The sequence below is a fragment of the Cobetia sp. 29-18-1 genome, assembly GCF_029846405.1.
Taxonomy (GTDB): Bacteria; Pseudomonadota; Gammaproteobacteria; order Pseudomonadales; family Halomonadaceae; genus Cobetia; species Cobetia amphilecti.
The window spans coordinates 96,539-111,309 of sequence record NZ_JARWKS010000004.1; the positions used below are offsets into that span (position 1 = coordinate 96,539).

The window sequence follows — 14,771 nt, forward strand, 5'->3', positions numbered from 1 at the left end:
TCAGGACAGCTCCTCGATGATGGCATTGTGGTTGGTGAAGACGCAGATATCGGCCGCGATGGAGATGGACTTCTCGGTGATCTCGCGGGCGGAAAGCTCGGTATTCTCGATCAGGGCGCGGGCAGCGGCCTCGGCGTAGTTGCCGCCGGAGCCGATGGCCAGCACGCCGTGCTCGGGCTCGACCACGTCACCGTTGCCGGTGATGATCAAGGAGGCGTGCTTGTCGGCGACCACCAGCATGGCCTCAAGCTTGCGCAGGGCGCGGTCTGAGCGCCACTCCTTGGCAAGCTCCACGGCGGACTTCACCAGCTGGCCCTGATACTTCTCGAGCTGTGCTTCGAAGCGTTCGAACAGCGTGAAGGCATCGGCGGTACCACCGGCGAAACCGGCCAGTACCTGATTGCGATACAGACGACGCACCTTGGCGGCGTTGCCTTTCATGACAGTGTTGCCAAGGGATACCTGGCCGTCACCAGCCAGGGCGACCTGGCCGTTGCGACGCACGGAGACGATCGTGGTCATGGATAACTCCTGAGAGAGCATGCCGGCGATTGGAATAAGGTGAACGGGGCCGGGCATGGCATTTCTGGGCAGACGAGGCCGTGGCCTCGTCGCGTAAAACGGGTGGTGATCGTCAGCCTGGCGCTTGCCACTGCTTGCCGCGATCCTGCACCGCCTGACGGGCGGCACGCGGGCCTGATATCTCACCGGAATGCTGTAGATGGGGGCGCCGATACGGGTTTCAAGTCATCGGCGACTCAGCGTTGACTGCGATCGGTCCTGGTCTGTGCCCTCATGCAACGGGCCCGCTCAAAAATGAGCGGGCCCGTCTGTCGCAAGGCTCACGCCTGGCTTACTGCAGCTTGATCAACAAGGGCTCGATGCCCTGGGTGTTCATCAGGTCCTGGGCGCGATTTAGCTCACGGGTGTCCTTGTAGGGACCGACCTGCACCCGGTGCCAGACGGTACCGCCGGAGGCATTGACGTCACTGACCTTGGCCAGCAGGCCAAGGTCCTTGAGCTTGCCGGCCAGCTTCTTGGCATCGCTCATCTCGCGGAAGGACGCGGCCTGCAACATGTAGTTGGTCAGCGAGGCCTCGGACTTCTTGGTGCTCTCGGCGCTGCCCGGACGCGGCGTGGACTTGTACTCATCCACCTTGGGTGCGATCACCTCGGTTTCCGGCAGCAGGGTGTAGAACTCGAAGGTCGGCATGTTGCCGGCGGACTCTTCGGGGGCTTCCTTCTGCTGCTGGTTGCCCTGCTTGGCGGTCTGCTGCCCGCTCTGCTGTCCGTTCTGCTGCGTGTTGGCCTTGGGCACGATGGCCGCGACCGGCAGACGCGGGGCCTGTTTCTCGAAGTACTGCGCGAGAGCGAAGCCGGCGATCAGACCGATGATGCCCCACAGCCAGCCGGGCAGACCACGACTCTGGCTGGCAGCGGGTTGCCGACGGGGGCTCGCCCCCTGGCGGGAGGCGGGCTTCTTGTTGGCGGGGCGCCGAGCAGCCATGGCTTACATCTCCTCGGGAGCGCTGACACCCAGCAGGGCCAGGCCGTTGCGGATGACCTGAGCGGTCGCCAGACCCAGCGCCATGCGCGCATTGCGGGTCGCGTCGTCCTCGACCATCACCTTCACCGCGTTGTAGCAGGTGTGGAAGTCGGAGGAGAGGTCCTGCAGGTACTGGGCGACCTGCTGCGGCTCGCGCACCTTGGCGGCGTGGGCGACGACGTCCGGGAACTGCGCCATGCGATTCATCACGGCCTTTTCCTGGTCGCTGGTCAGCAGGGTGAGCTGCGCCATGGCCAGGGCTTCGTCGAAGGGCTTCTCTTCGCGGCTGGCCTTGCGCAGCACGCTGTGCACGCGGGCGTGAGCGTACTGGATGTAGTAGACCGGGTTGTCATTGGACTGGGAGCGCGCCAGGTCGATGTCGAAGGTCAGCTGGGAGTCGGCGCGACGTGCCGCCAGGAAGTAGCGGGTCGCATCGCGGCCGACTTCCTCGATCAGGTCGCGCAGGGTCACGTAGCTGCCGGCACGCTTGGACAGCTTCACTTCCTCGCCGGAGCGCATCACGGTGACCATCTGGTGCAGCACGTAGTCCGGCCAGCCCTTGGGAATGTCCGCCTGCAGGGCCTGCAGACCGGCACGCACGCGGGTCACGGTGGAGTGGTGATCGGCGCCCTGCTCGTTGATGACCTGGGTGAAGCCACGCTGCCACTTGTCGAGGTGGTAGGCGACGTCGGGCAGGAAGTAGGTGTAACCGCCGTCACGCTTGCGCATCACGCGGTCCTTGTCATCGCCGAAGTCGGTGGTGCGCAGCCACAGGGCACCGTCGTCTTCATAGGTGTAGCCGTTGTCGACCAGGCGCTTGACGGTCTCCTCGACCTTGCCGTCGCTGTAGAGCGAGGACTCGAGGAAGTAGACATCGAATTCGACGCCGAAGGCCTTGAGATCGAGATCCTGCTCGTGGCGCAGGTAGGCGACGGCGAAGACGCGGATGGCCTCCAGGTCATCGGGGTCCGCGGCGCCGGTCACCTGCTTGCCATCGGCTTCGACGGTGTCGCCGGCCATGTAGGAGGCGGCCAGTTCGCTGATGTAGTCACCGCGATAGCCATCGGCCGGCCAGCTGGCATCGTCCGGGCCCAGACCCTTGGCGCGCGCCTGGACGGAGAGCGCCAGATTGTTGATCTGGGCGCCGGCATCGTTGTAGTAGAACTCGCGCGTGACGTCGTGACCGGTGGCGGCCAGCAGGCGGCACAGCACGTCGCCGACCGCGGCGCCGCGGCCGTGACCGACGTGCAGCGGGCCGGTCGGGTTGGCGGAGACGAACTCGACCTGCACCTTCTCGCCGGCACCCACGTCGCTGTGACCGAAGCTGTCGCTTTCGCTGAAGACGCGACGCACGATATCGGCTACCGCACCGGTATCAGCGAAGAAGTTCAGGAAGCCGGGGCCGGCGATCTCGACCTTGGAGACGGCATCGGAGGCCGGCAGCGCCGCGATCAGCTTCTCGGCCAGATCGCGCGGCTTCATGCCGGCGGCCTTGGACGTCATCATCGCCAGATTGCTGGCGTAGTCGCCGTGGCTCTTGTCCTTGGTCGGGTCGACCTTGATCTGCGGGCTGGCGTCGGCGGGCAGGGTGCCGTCGGCCTTGAGGGTTTCCAGGGCCTGGCCCAGCAGTTCGATGATCGTCTCTTTCATGGAATATCGGTCTCTTCACGGCTCGGGTCGCACCGCGTGCCATACAGCAGGCGGTTGCAGGCATCAGGCCTGCGGGCAATGGGGGAGTGCGGATGTCGCTGCACGATGGCGGGCATTATCACCGATCCTGCGGCTTGCATAAACCGTCGTGATCAATCGCGCCGCATTCCGCGCCCTGCAGGGATAGTGGTCAGTTCATCGCAAGCGGCGTGAAGGGCTGTCACACCGCTTGCGTATCACTCAGGCCATGCCGATGGGATCGACATCCAGCGACCAGCGCAGGCGGCGCGCGTCGCGGTCCTGCTCGCAGAGCGTCACCAGCCAGGCCGCCGCTTCATGCAATGGGCCGCGTTTCGCACAGCGCAACAGCAATTGGGCGTGATAGCGATTCTGGCGACGCTCCATCGGTGCGGGCACCGGGCCGAGGCAATCCACCTTGAGATTGGCAGCCTCGAGGTGCTGGCGCAGGGCGCCACCGACCTTCAACAGCCACTGTTCGACCTGCTGCTGGTCGCTGGCCTCGGCGCGCAGCAGCGCCAGATGGCTGAACGGCGGCAGCTGGGCGATACGGCGCTCCTCGAGCAATTCCCCCGCCAGCTGCGGGTAGCCGGCCTGAATCAGCGTCAGCAGGTTGGGGTCTTCCGGGTGGCGGGTCTGGATCAACACCTCACCGGGGCGCTCGGCGCGTCCGGCACGCCCCGCGACCTGCACCAGCAGCTGCGCGGACTGCTCCAGCGCCCGGAAGTCGGCGGCATAGAGGCCGCTGTCGGCGTTGACCACCACCACCAGGGTGACGTGGGGGAAGTGGTGGCCCTTGGCCAGCATCTGGGTGCCGACCAGCAGGCAGGGTTCGCCACGCCGGATCACCGCCAGCGCCTCGCTCATGGCGTCCTTGCGCTGGGTGCTGTCGCGGTCTATGCGCAGCACCGGCACGTCGGGGAATTTCTCGCCGAGCAGCTCTTCGGTGCGCTCGGTGCCCGCGCCCTGCGGGCGAACATCTCCGCTGCCACAGGCCGGGCAGGCATCCGGCAGCGGGCGGGTACGCTCGCAGTGGTGGCAGGTCAGCTGGGGCGGATGACGATGCAGGGTCATGCGGGCATCGCAGTTGTCGCATTCGGCGATCCAGCCGCAGGCATGGCAGGTCAGGGTCGGCGCGAAGCCGCGCCGATTGATGAACACCAGCACCTGATCGCCCTGGGCGAGGCGCTTCTCGATCGCCTCCAGGCTCTGGGTCGAGAGACCGCCCAGCGTCATGCGGCCGCGCAGGTCGACCGGGTGCAGGCGCGCCGGCTGGCTGCGACCGGCGCGCTGATGCAGGTGCAGATGCGTGAAGCGGCCCTCGCGAGCATGGCGCAGGCTCTCAAGGGACGGCGTGGCGCTGCCGAGCACCACGGGTATGCCTTCCTGCTTGCCGCGCACCAGCGCCAGATCGCGGGCGTGATAGCGCAGGCCGTCCTGTTGCTTGAAGGAGCCGTCGTGCTCCTCGTCGACGATGATCACGCCGAGTCTGGCCATCGGCGTGAAGATGGCGGAGCGGGTACCGATCACGATGCGCGCGCGACCGCTGCGGGCGGCTTCGAAGCCATCGAGGCGTTCACCATCGCTGACGCCGGAGTGCAGCATCACCTGCGGCACGCGGAAGCGTCTGCGGAAGCGCTCCAGCGTCTGGGGCGTCAGGCCGATCTCGGGCACCAGCACCAGCGCCTGGCCACCGCGGTCCAGCACCGCCTCGATCAATTGCAGATAGACCTCGGTCTTGCCGGAACCGGTCACGCCCTCCAGCAGTGTGGGCGAGAAGCGGTTCAGGCCCTCATGCAGACGCGAGAGGGCGCGACCCTGCTCATCATTGAGGGCCAGGCCGGGTTCGGCGAGCACGCCTTTGTTGGCCTGCTCCGGCGTGGCGCCGGTCACCGGCTCCTCACGGGATTCGATATAGCCGCGGCCGCGCAGGGTCTCCAGCTGCTGGCGGGTGAAGCCCTGGGCGGTGATGGCGCTGTGCACCAGACCATGACGATGCTGAGCGAGCAGCTCCAGCAACGCGATCTGGCGGGTGGCTCGCCCCAGGCTTGCCGGCTCGGTGGCGCGGCCCTTGTCGGTCAGCGTCCAGCGCTCTCGGGTACGCGCCTCCAGGGCGCGCCCCTGACGCAGCAGCGAGGGCATCGCCTGGGCGAAGGTGTCGCCGAGCGAGTGCTGGTAATAGCGCGCGGTAAACTGACATATCCACAACCAGTCGGCCGGCAGCGGTTCGTCATCGATGACTTCGCTGACAGGCTTGAGCTTGTCGATGGGGAAGCTTGAGTCGCTGCGCAGCTCGGCGATCACCCCGACCAGCTGGCGACGCCCGAATTCGACGCGCACGCGCAGACCCACCTGCCAGCCGTGACGAGGCGGCTGGCGGGATGGCAGGTAGTCGAACAGATCGCGCAGCGGGCCGGGAATCGCGATGCCCAGCACACGTCCCGGCAGGTGAGTCGCAGTCTTGTCGGTAGTGTCAGGCACGCAAGGTATCCGGATATGAGGTGATATGAGGCGTTCAGTAAAACGGGGATATGCCGTGGCACGCAGTCTACAGAGTGTTGCCCGCAATAAACGGCACAAAGTTTGGTCTTGCGGCAGATGACTGGTAAAATGCGCGGCCTTCCGTCGGAAACGGCGGAATGACCGGTTCAATCCAAAACCCGTGTACGGTGCCTGGCAAGTGATCAGGTGGCGGTGCACAGCGACCTGAGGTTACACATCATGAAACAGGGTATCCATCCGGACTACCAGCGCCAGACCGCAACTTGCTCCTGCGGCGCGCAGCACGAAATCGGTACCACTTCCAAGCAGACTTTCGCGCTTGACGTGTGCTCCGAGTGCCACCCGTTCTACACCGGCAAGCAGAAGCAGGCTACCACCGGTGGTCGCGTCGAGCGCTTCAACAAGCGTTTCGGTGCTGCCATCAAGCGCTGATACCTTCAGCTGCTTGTCGCTTTCATGGCGCTGCGCATCTTGCAGCGTCATGGACGAAAACCCGCTCACGAGCGGGTTTTTTTGTGCCTGTCGTTCAGACCACCCTGAAGAGAGCCGCGACCACGCCAGCCGGCCCGGGATGCCCTTGTCGTGATGGTCTGGCGTGATGGTCTGATGTGATGGTCTGCCGTGATGCCCTTGCGAAGGTCTCACCCCTGCGCTGCGCTTGCTGAAAGGAAAGATTGTTTCCGATTTGGCACTTTTTCTGCTCTGCCTCTGCATCAAGCGCGCCGGAATGGCGGGTTGCGTCAGTGAGCGGTCGAAAATCGAGGATCGTGCGCGAATCGTGGCGTCATCTCGGGCCGAAATCGGCGTGAAAGCCGGTCAGCGATAAGGAAAGGTTTATGGCTGGGCAGGGCATCCATAACGTTAGACGAATGGCTAAAATATTTTTTAAACGAACGTTTTAAAGTCATGCATAACAGCAAGTTGCGTCGGTTGTTCAGAGGTGTCTTTTTCTATATTCTGGAGCAGCCAACCCCCCGCCAAAATACCGGATGACACGCATGTCTGATGCCATGAAGAAAGCAGCACTGCAATATCACGCCGAACCGATTCCCGGAAAGCTCTCCATCGAGCTGACCAAGCCGACCGAGACCGCCAAGCACCTGGCGCTGGCCTACAGCCCGGGCGTTGCCGAGCCGTGCCGCGAAATCGCCGCCGACCCGGAAAATGCCTACCTGTACACCGGCAAGGGCAACCTGGTCGCGGTCATCTCTGACGGGACTGCCATCCTTGGCCTGGGCAACCTGGGGCCGCTGGCTTCCAAGCCGGTCATGGAAGGCAAGGGCGTGCTGTTCAAGCGCTTCGCTGGCATCAACTCCGTCGATGTCGAAGTGGATGCGGAAAGCCCGCAGGCCTTCATCGACACCGTGCGTCGCATCCACACCACCTACGGTGGCATCAACCTGGAAGACATCAAGGCGCCGGAGTGCTTCGAAGTCGAACAGGCGCTGATCGAACAGTGCAACATCCCGGTCTTCCATGACGACCAGCATGGTACCGCCATCGTCACCGCGGCCGGCATGCTCAACGCCCTGGATATCGCCGGCAAGAAGCTGGAAGACGCGCGCATCGTCTGCCTGGGCGCCGGCGCTGCCGCCATCGCCTGCATGAAGCTGCTGGTGGCCAGTGGTGCCAAGGTCGAGAACATCTTCATGCTCGACCGCAAGGGCGTGATCCACAGCGGCCGTGATGATCTGAACCAGTACAAGGCGATGTTCGCCACCGAGACCGAGCTGCGCACGCTGGACGACGCCATCGATGGCGCCGACGTCTTCGTCGGTCTGTCCGGCCCGAACCTGCTCAAGGCAGAGCAGCTCAAGAAGATGGCCGCCAATCCGATCGTCTTCGCCTGCTCCAACCCGGACCCGGAGATTCACCCGGATACCGCTCGCGAAGCACGCCCGGACGTCATCATGGCGACAGGTCGCTCCGACTACCCGAACCAGGTCAACAACGTGCTGGGCTTCCCGTTCATCTTCCGTGGCGCGCTGGATGTGCGTGCGACGCGCATCAATGAAGAGATGAAGCTGGCCGCCGTTCACGCCCTGAAAGACCTGGCGCGTGAGCCGGTCAGCCAGGATGTGCTGGATGCCTACGAGATCGACAGCCTCGAATTCGGCCCGGGTTACATCATCCCGACGCCGATGGACTCGCGTCTGCTCGAGCGTCTGCCGGCCGCCGTGGCCCAGGCGGCCATCGATTCCGGCGTCGCACGCAAGCCGTACCCGGCGCACTACCCGCTGACCAGCACGGATCAGGTCTACGGTTAAGCGCCAGCGGTCGAATGGTCGGTTGGCGGCGTCGCTGAAGCGACGCAAGACATGAAAAAGCCCTCGTCGGAGATTCCGGCGAGGGCTTTTTGTTGGTGGCTGCTTTCAGCCTAGAGCCTTGAGCCATGAACCGCGAGCCATGAGCCATGAGCCACCAGCGACTGGCGCCTGGGCGGGCAGGCGTCAGGCCTGTGCTCAGAAGCTGTAGAGGATGGAGGCCGCCGTGGTGGTGTCGGTCTTGGCATCCGACTCGTCGGGCGGGTTGGTGTTGTTCTCGATCTCGTGCGAGAGCTTGAGAGCGAGGCTTGCATTGATGGCGACCGTCAGCGCGGTATAGCTGCGACTGATCACGTTCTCGCGCGTGGCCTCCGCCGAGAACTGCTGCTCGAACTTGGAGGTGTCGGACAGCTGCCAGCGGTAGTCCATCGCGCCATAGCCCAGCAGGTAGTTCTCGTGATCCCCCGCCGTGATGTCATCGAAGCGATAGCCCGGCCCGGCCTCGAGGGAGAGGTTGTGCTCGGGGCCATCCAGTATCGTGATGCCCTCACCGACGATGGAGGTGACCTGGTGGTTGTAGCCGGAGAAGCGCTCCTTCTCCCAGCGCAGCAGCCCGAAGGCGTAGTGGTCATCGCTGAGGTCATAGCGCTCGCGCTGCCCGACCAGATACTTGTCGGTCGTGGTCTCGCCACTGCTGGAGACGTGCTTGGCCTCCACACGGAAGGTGTGAGTCCAGGGCTTCAGGTGCCAGGACAGGCTGGTCTTGCCCAGTAGGGTCTCGCTGTTCGAGTTGCCCGACAGCTTGGTGAAGCCCAGCTCGGCCTGGCCGCTGAAGGGCTCAGAGTCCTCGCTGGCGGGTGGTGGCGCATAGAAGAGGTCGTCTGCGACAGCCGTGTCGAGGGGAAGCAGGGCCAGGCACAGAAACGCGGTCCTGCGCAGTGTGGGCAATGGGTGAAGCATGCGAACTCCGGCATGTTTGAGGCATGACATCATCATCGGGAATGTGGCTTGCGAGATGACGCTTGCTGAGCGAGGCGGCCTGGCGCGTCATCCGGACGCTACCAGTGGATCGCGATACGGGGGAGCCTTGCGAATGCTCAGATGGCAGAAGAGCGACCAGCGGCCGCTCTTCCTTGGGCTCTCCCCCTGCCGATGAGGCTGGCAGGCGAGGTCTGGAGATCAGATCAGAAGATGGCCTCGAAAGTTCCGGTACCTTCCGAACCGCTTTCCTGCTCCAGTTCCTTGCGGATGGTGCGTTCCTGGTAGGGCGGCAGATTATCCTTGCGGAACAGCTCACTGATGCCGCCGGACTGACCGCTGCGCAGGCGCTTGCCAGAGTCCGGGTCGATGGTCGCCGTCACGATGTTGTCCGGACGCTCCATGGTGGAGGACGGCATGCCCTTGAGGGCGCCGCGCATGTAGTCGACCCAGATGGGCAGGGCGGCCTGGGCGCCATACTCGGCCAGGGTGTCGTTGGAGTCCTTGCCGACCCAGACCGTGGCCACCAGCTTGCTGTTGAAGCCGGAGAACCAGGCATCACGCTGGTCGTTGGTGGTGCCGGTCTTGCCGGCCAGGTCATCACGACCCAGCGCCAGGGCGCCACGGCCAGTACCGCGCTTGATGACATCCTGCATCATGTCGCGGATCAGATACATGGCTTCGGGGGAGGCGACACGCTCGGCCAGCGGGTACTGGCGACCGTCACGATTGACGGTGACCATGCCCGGCGCACAGTTGGCGCAGGCAACCGGCGGATGCGCTTCATAGTCGGTCTCGTCATCGCCACGCGTGATGGTATCGATGTACCAGGGCTCGACACGGAAGCCGCCATTGGAGAGCACGGCATAGCCGCGTGCCATCTCCAGCGGGGTCAGCGAGGCGCTGCCCAGGGCCAGTGACAGGCCATTGGGCAGCTCGTCACGCTGGAAGCCCAGCTTGACCAGGAAGTCGAGGGTCTTGTCGAGGCCGACCGTCTGCAGCAGGCGCACGGAGACCAGGTTCAGCGAACGATACAGGCCAACGCGGATACGGGTCGGGCCGGTGAACTTGCCGCCGGCATTTTCCGGACGCCACACCTTGCCGCCATCCTGAAGCACGACAGGGGCGTTGTTGATGATGGTCGCCGGTGACATGCCGGCCTGCTCGAGCCCGGATAGATAGACGAACGGCTTGAAGATCGAGCCTGCCTGACGGCGTGCCTGGATGGCGCGGTTGAACTTGCTGGCGGAATAGCTGAAGCCACCTTGCAGGGCGAGGATGGCGCCACTTTCCGGGTCCAGCGAGACGATGGCGGATTGCGCGTCCGGCAGCTGGCCCAGACGGTAGCCGTCGTCCTGCTTGATCACGCGTACCAGATCACCGGCCTTGGCGATCTCGGCGGCCGACCCCGGCACGCCACCACGCCATTTGGCGCTCTTGTACTCACGCGCCCACTTCAGGCCGTCCCAATCGAGGGTCACGACCGTGGCGTCGGCCAGCAGTGCCTTCATCTGCTTGCCGGTGCTTTCGACCACGATGGCGGCCTTCAGCGGGCCGTAATCCGGGGTGCGATCGAGCACTTTCAGCCAGTTCGAGACATCACGGTCGATGCCGGCGATGCGCTTCTCGCTCTTCTGGGCCGCCTGCTTGGCGGTTTCCAGCACTTCCGGTGACTTGGAGAGTTCTTCCTCGAGGCCGGCCTGATCGGTCTGGTCCTGAGCTTCCGCCAGGGAGGCGGCGATGTCGGATTCCTCGACCCCGCGCCAACCGTGGCGGGTATCGTAGGCGATCAGCCCCTTGATCAGTGCATCACGTGCCATTGGCTGCAGCGAGCTGTCCAGCGTCGTGGTGATGCGGACGTTGTCGGTGTAGGCCTTGTCGCCGAAGCGGTCGACGGCGAAGCTGCGCGCCATTTCCGCGACGTAGGGTGCCTGCACTTCCGGCCGGGAGTAGTGGCGTGCCGCGGTGATCGGTGCCTTGACGGCTTCGTCATAGGCCTGCGGCTCGATGTAGCCCAGCTCCTTCATGCGCAGCAGGATCCAGTTGCGACGGATCAGTGCGCGCTGCGGGTTGGTCAGCGGGTTGAAGCTCGACGGCGCCTTGGGCAGGCCGGCCAGCATGGCCTGCTCGGCCAGGGTCAGCTCATCCAGGGACTTGTCGTAGTAGGTGCGCGCAGCGGCGGCGATCCCGTAGGCGCGATGGCCCAGGAAGATCTTGTTGACGTAGAGCTCCATGATCTCCTGCTTGGAGAGGATCTCTTCCATCTGCAGCGACAGCAGAATCTCGCGAATCTTGCGCGTGAATGTCTGGTCCAGCGTCAGCAGATAGTTGCGCGCCACCTGCATGGTGATGGTGCTGCCACCGGACTGGATGCTGCCGCTGGAGGCCAGCTGCACGGCCGCGCGCGCCAGCCCCTTGGGGTCGATGCCCGGGTGGGAGAAGAAGTTGCTGTCCTCGGCGGCGAGGAGGGCGTCGACGAAGGTCTCGGGGATCTCGTCGTAGGTGACCGGGATGCGGCGCTGGTCACCGTATTCGCCGATCAGCTTGCCATCGCGGGTATAGATGCGCAGCGGCGTCTGCAGCTTGGTATCCTGAAGCTGATGGACGTCGGGCAGGCCCGGCGAGAAGTACAGCGAAGCGCCAACGATGGCCAGAAGTCCCGCGGCACATAGTGATAGCAGCAGCCAGAACACTGGCGAAAATAGTCGTCTCAATAGCTTCATGGGCAAGACAGGGTCCGTGGGTAAGAAAAGCGAGTGGCTGCGCGGGGATTGGCAATTCCATTGCTGGGGCATTATAAGTAGCGGGTTCAGATGCGGCCAGCGTTGAACCCTGACTTGCGCGTCTGTTGTGTTATTCTGGGAAACATAATGTAACATCCTGGAATGATAGAGGGTGTCGCGGCAACGTCGTCAGGGAACCGGCGGCCAGCCAGTCTGGCAAGATCGTCATCAGAGCAGGGGAACGCCAATTGCTGGGACTCAAATCCGCCGGCAAGGGACTCATTGGGGTCGATATCACGTCGGCCACGGTGAAGCTCCTGGAGCTGTCCAGGCAAGGAAATCGATACCAGATCGATAGCTATGCGGTGCGTCCACTCAAGGAAGGCGCAGTCGTCGAGCGACGTATACGGGACATGGACGAAGTCGTGCTGGCCATCAAGCGCGCGGTCGAGCAGGCACAGCCGCGCTCGAAGCGCGCCGTGGTCGCGGTTCCCGCGAGCGCTGCCATCACCAAGACACTGAGCTTCCCGGCCAATCTTGCCGATGACGAGATCGAGCAGCGCATCGCGCTCGAGTCCGAGAAGCACTTTCCCTTTCCGCTGAACGATGTCGCGTTCGACTTCCAGCATCTGGGCGTCAATCCGCGCAATCCCGATCAGCAGGACCTGCTGCTGGTGGCGTGTCGCAGCCTGGACGTCGATCAGCTGACCTCGGCACTGTCCCAGGCCGGCCTCGAGCCAGCTGCCGTCGATGTCGAGACCTTCTCCCTCGAGCGCGCCTTCGGCGAGCTGCGTCATCAGTTGCCGCCGACCTACGACAACGAAGAGTGCGTTGCCGTCGTCGATATCGGTGCGACGATGACCGCCTTCCACGTCATCCAGAATGGCCGCATCGTCTACAGTCGCGACGCCGTCTTCGGGGGGCGTCAGCTGACGGACGAGATCATGAATCGCTTCGATCTCTCCAATGATGAGGCGGGCCTGGCCAAGAAGCGTGGCGGTCTGCCGGATACCTATGACAGCGAAGTGCTGGGTCCGTTCCGCGAGACGCTCATCCAGCAGATCGCACGCTCACTGCAGCTCTATTACACCGCCGGCAAGCGCCGCGAGGTGCAGCGTATCCTGCTCGGGGGCGGTACGGCCGCCATCGTCGGGCTGCGTGAAGGCCTGGCGGAGCACACCGGGCTTGAAGTGATCATGGCCAACCCCTTCACTCACATGAGCGTCAATCCGCGCGTCGACATCCAGGCGCTGGCGGGCGATGCCCCGGCGATGCTCACGGCCTGCGGTCTTGCGATGAGGAAGCGCTCATGACCATCGAGATCAACCTGCTTTCCTGGCGTGAAGATCGGCGTGAGAAGCGCAGCAAGCGCTTCATGGGCATACTGGCGCTGGCGGCTGTCATCGGTATCGGTGGCGGCTATGGCATGAGCGAGTATTACCAGAGTCAGCTCGAGGCGCAGCAGCAGCGCCATGCCTTCATCGAGAAGGAAATGGCCCGCCTCAATCGGGACATCAAGGAAGTCGAGGACATCGAGGCACGCCGCACCCAGATGCTCGACCAGATAGAGCTGATCCGCAGTCTGCAGTTCTCGCGTCCGGAAACGGTGCGGGTCTTCAATCAGCTGGTGACGTCTCTGGTGGACGGCGCCTGGTATCAGAACATCAGTCGCAGCGGGCGCCAGCTCAAGGCGAATGGCACGGCGGAAAGCACGCGTCAGGTCTCGGGTCTGATGCGCGCCATCGCCCTGTCGGATTCCTTCGGCACCCCGACGCTCTCCGATGTGCAGAGCAATGACGACGATCAGCGCAGCTTCAATATCATGATTCCGGAGCGCCCGACGGGGTCGGCGCTGAGCGCTGCCGATGCGGAAAATGACAAGAAAGGAGGTCGGCGATGAGTTTCATCGATGCTGAAATCCGCCGCCTCAAGTCGACGGATTTTCGTGATCTTGATCTGAAGGAAGCCGGCATCTGGCCGGTCACGCTGCAGGCCGTGCTGGCGCTCATCGTGCTGGGCGCCCTGTTCTGGGCGTCCCATTGGTTCCTTGCCGCGCCCAAGGCGGAAGACCTCGAGCGTCTGCGTGCCCAGGAAAGTCAGCTGCTCCAGCAGTTCGAGAGCAAGGCGTTCAAGGCCGCCAACCTGCCGGCCATGCGCGAGCAGATGGTGGAGCTGGAGTCCCGCATGGGGCAGCTGCTGGAAATGCTGCCCACCGACGCGGAAGTCCCGGCGCTGCTGGATGACATCAGCGAGACGGCGATCAACAACCAGCTGGCGGTCGAGTACATTCGTCTGAAGCCGGCGGAGAATCGCAACTTCTATGTCGAACAACCTTTCGATATCAAGGTGCGCGGCGACTATCATCGTATCGCCGCCTTCATTTCCGGTGTCGCGGGGCTTTCACGCATCGTGACGCTGCATGATTTCGTGCTGACGCCGGTCGCCAACAGCGATGATCTCGAGCTTTCGCTGCTGGCCAAGACCTACAATTATCGCCAGACCCCGGCAACATCAGGAGGCAAGCAATGAGCCTGATGACACGTCGAAATACCGTGATGGGAAGTGTGTTGCTGGCCACTCTGCTGGCGGGTTGTGGAGATCCGCAGCTGGGCGCGCTGGAGGGGGAGCTCGAGTCCTTGAGAGGGCGTCCTTCCGGCAAGGTGCAGGAGTTGCCGCCGCAACCCGAGTATCATCCCGTCACCTATGACATGGCGGACGCGCGCAGTCCTTTCCAATCACGCCTGCCGGAGCCCGAAGAGGAGCTGACGGCCGTCGACAACGGTGTGCGACCGGACCTCGATCGCCCTCGTGAACCACTGGAAGCCTGGCCGATGGAGCAGCTCAGCATGGTCGGGACGCTGGATGTCGATGGCGCGCGTTCGGCGTTGATTCTGACGCCGGAGCAGGAAGTCCAGCGTGTGCGGGTCGGCAACCACATGGGCAGCAACTTCGGCAGGATCACCCGTATCGGTGATACGCAGATCGATATGGTGGAAATCGTGCCCAATGGTCAGGGCGGTTGGATAGAGCGGTCTCGCGCCATGGCGCTGAAAGAGCCCGTGTCGCAAGGTGGTTGAGATCACTGGCGTT

General features: G+C 63.9%; 12 protein-coding genes. 6 read left to right on the forward strand and 6 right to left on the reverse strand.

Annotated elements, in window-relative coordinates:
- The 4 genes from hslV to QD208_RS04545 all read right to left on the reverse strand — a co-directional run bounded on the left by hslV (position 1) and on the right by QD208_RS04545 (position 5,695).
- Complete coding sequence (gene hslV / locus QD208_RS04530; RefSeq protein ID WP_043332970.1) at positions 1 to 522, reverse strand: ATP-dependent protease subunit HslV; 522 nt, start codon at positions 520 to 522, stop codon at positions 1 to 3.
- 331 nt (positions 523 to 853) lie between these two features.
- Entirely contained in the window at positions 854 to 1,507 is a 654-nt protein-coding gene (locus QD208_RS04535; protein WP_279835894.1) for an SPOR domain-containing protein, read from the reverse strand.
- 3 nt (positions 1,508 to 1,510) lie between these two features.
- Entirely contained in the window at positions 1,511 to 3,196 is a 1,686-nt protein-coding gene (gene argS / locus QD208_RS04540; RefSeq protein ID WP_043332965.1) for an arginine--tRNA ligase, read from the reverse strand.
- 240 nt (positions 3,197 to 3,436) lie between these two features.
- The gene (locus QD208_RS04545) at positions 3,437 to 5,695 is read right to left on the reverse strand and encodes a primosomal protein N' (RefSeq protein WP_279835895.1); all 2,259 of its coding nucleotides are present in this window, start codon (positions 5,693 to 5,695) and stop codon (positions 3,437 to 3,439) included.
- A gap of 240 nt (positions 5,696 to 5,935) precedes the next feature.
- Here QD208_RS04545 and rpmE point away from each other — a divergent pair, with 240 nt between their 5' ends.
- A complete protein-coding gene (gene rpmE / locus QD208_RS04550; protein WP_054556509.1) occupies positions 5,936 to 6,148 on the forward strand; it encodes a 50S ribosomal protein L31 in 213 nt (70 codons plus the stop codon).
- Positions 6,149 to 6,714: 566 nt separating this feature from the next.
- The gene (locus QD208_RS04555) at positions 6,715 to 7,983 is read left to right on the forward strand and encodes a malic enzyme-like NAD(P)-binding protein (protein WP_054556560.1); all 1,269 of its coding nucleotides are present in this window, start codon (positions 6,715 to 6,717) and stop codon (positions 7,981 to 7,983) included.
- A 195-nt stretch (positions 7,984 to 8,178) separates the two neighbouring features.
- Here QD208_RS04555 and QD208_RS04560 read toward each other — a convergent pair whose 3' ends face one another.
- Positions 8,179 to 8,940, reverse strand: coding sequence for a DUF481 domain-containing protein (locus tag QD208_RS04560; protein WP_043332961.1), 762 nt, complete (start codon positions 8,938 to 8,940; stop codon positions 8,179 to 8,181).
- Positions 8,941 to 9,164: 224 nt separating this feature from the next.
- Complete coding sequence (locus tag QD208_RS04565) at positions 9,165 to 11,681, reverse strand: penicillin-binding protein 1A (RefSeq protein WP_107335931.1); 2,517 nt, start codon at positions 11,679 to 11,681, stop codon at positions 9,165 to 9,167.
- Between the two features lie 248 nt (positions 11,682 to 11,929).
- Between QD208_RS04565 and pilM the strand changes: the two genes are divergently transcribed.
- From pilM to QD208_RS04585, 4 genes are read left to right on the forward strand one after another with little or no spacing between them, the layout of a single operon-like run.
- Entirely contained in the window at positions 11,930 to 12,994 is a 1,065-nt protein-coding gene (gene pilM / locus QD208_RS04570; RefSeq protein ID WP_107335932.1) for a type IV pilus assembly protein PilM, read from the forward strand.
- The gene (locus QD208_RS04575) at positions 12,991 to 13,581 is read left to right on the forward strand and encodes a PilN domain-containing protein (RefSeq protein WP_279835896.1); all 591 of its coding nucleotides are present in this window, start codon (positions 12,991 to 12,993) and stop codon (positions 13,579 to 13,581) included. Before pilM ends, QD208_RS04575 begins: the two co-directional genes overlap by 4 nt.
- On the forward strand, positions 13,578 to 14,210 hold the full coding sequence (locus tag QD208_RS04580; protein ID WP_043332958.1) for a type 4a pilus biogenesis protein PilO: 633 nt from the start codon (positions 13,578 to 13,580) through the stop codon (positions 14,208 to 14,210). The genes QD208_RS04575 and QD208_RS04580 overlap by 4 nt, the downstream gene beginning before the upstream one ends.
- Positions 14,207 to 14,758, forward strand: a complete 552-nt coding sequence (locus QD208_RS04585; protein ID WP_279835897.1) for a pilus assembly protein PilP — start codon at positions 14,207 to 14,209, stop codon at positions 14,756 to 14,758. Before QD208_RS04580 ends, QD208_RS04585 begins: the two co-directional genes overlap by 4 nt.
- Positions 14,759 to 14,771: the final 13 nt, after the last annotated feature.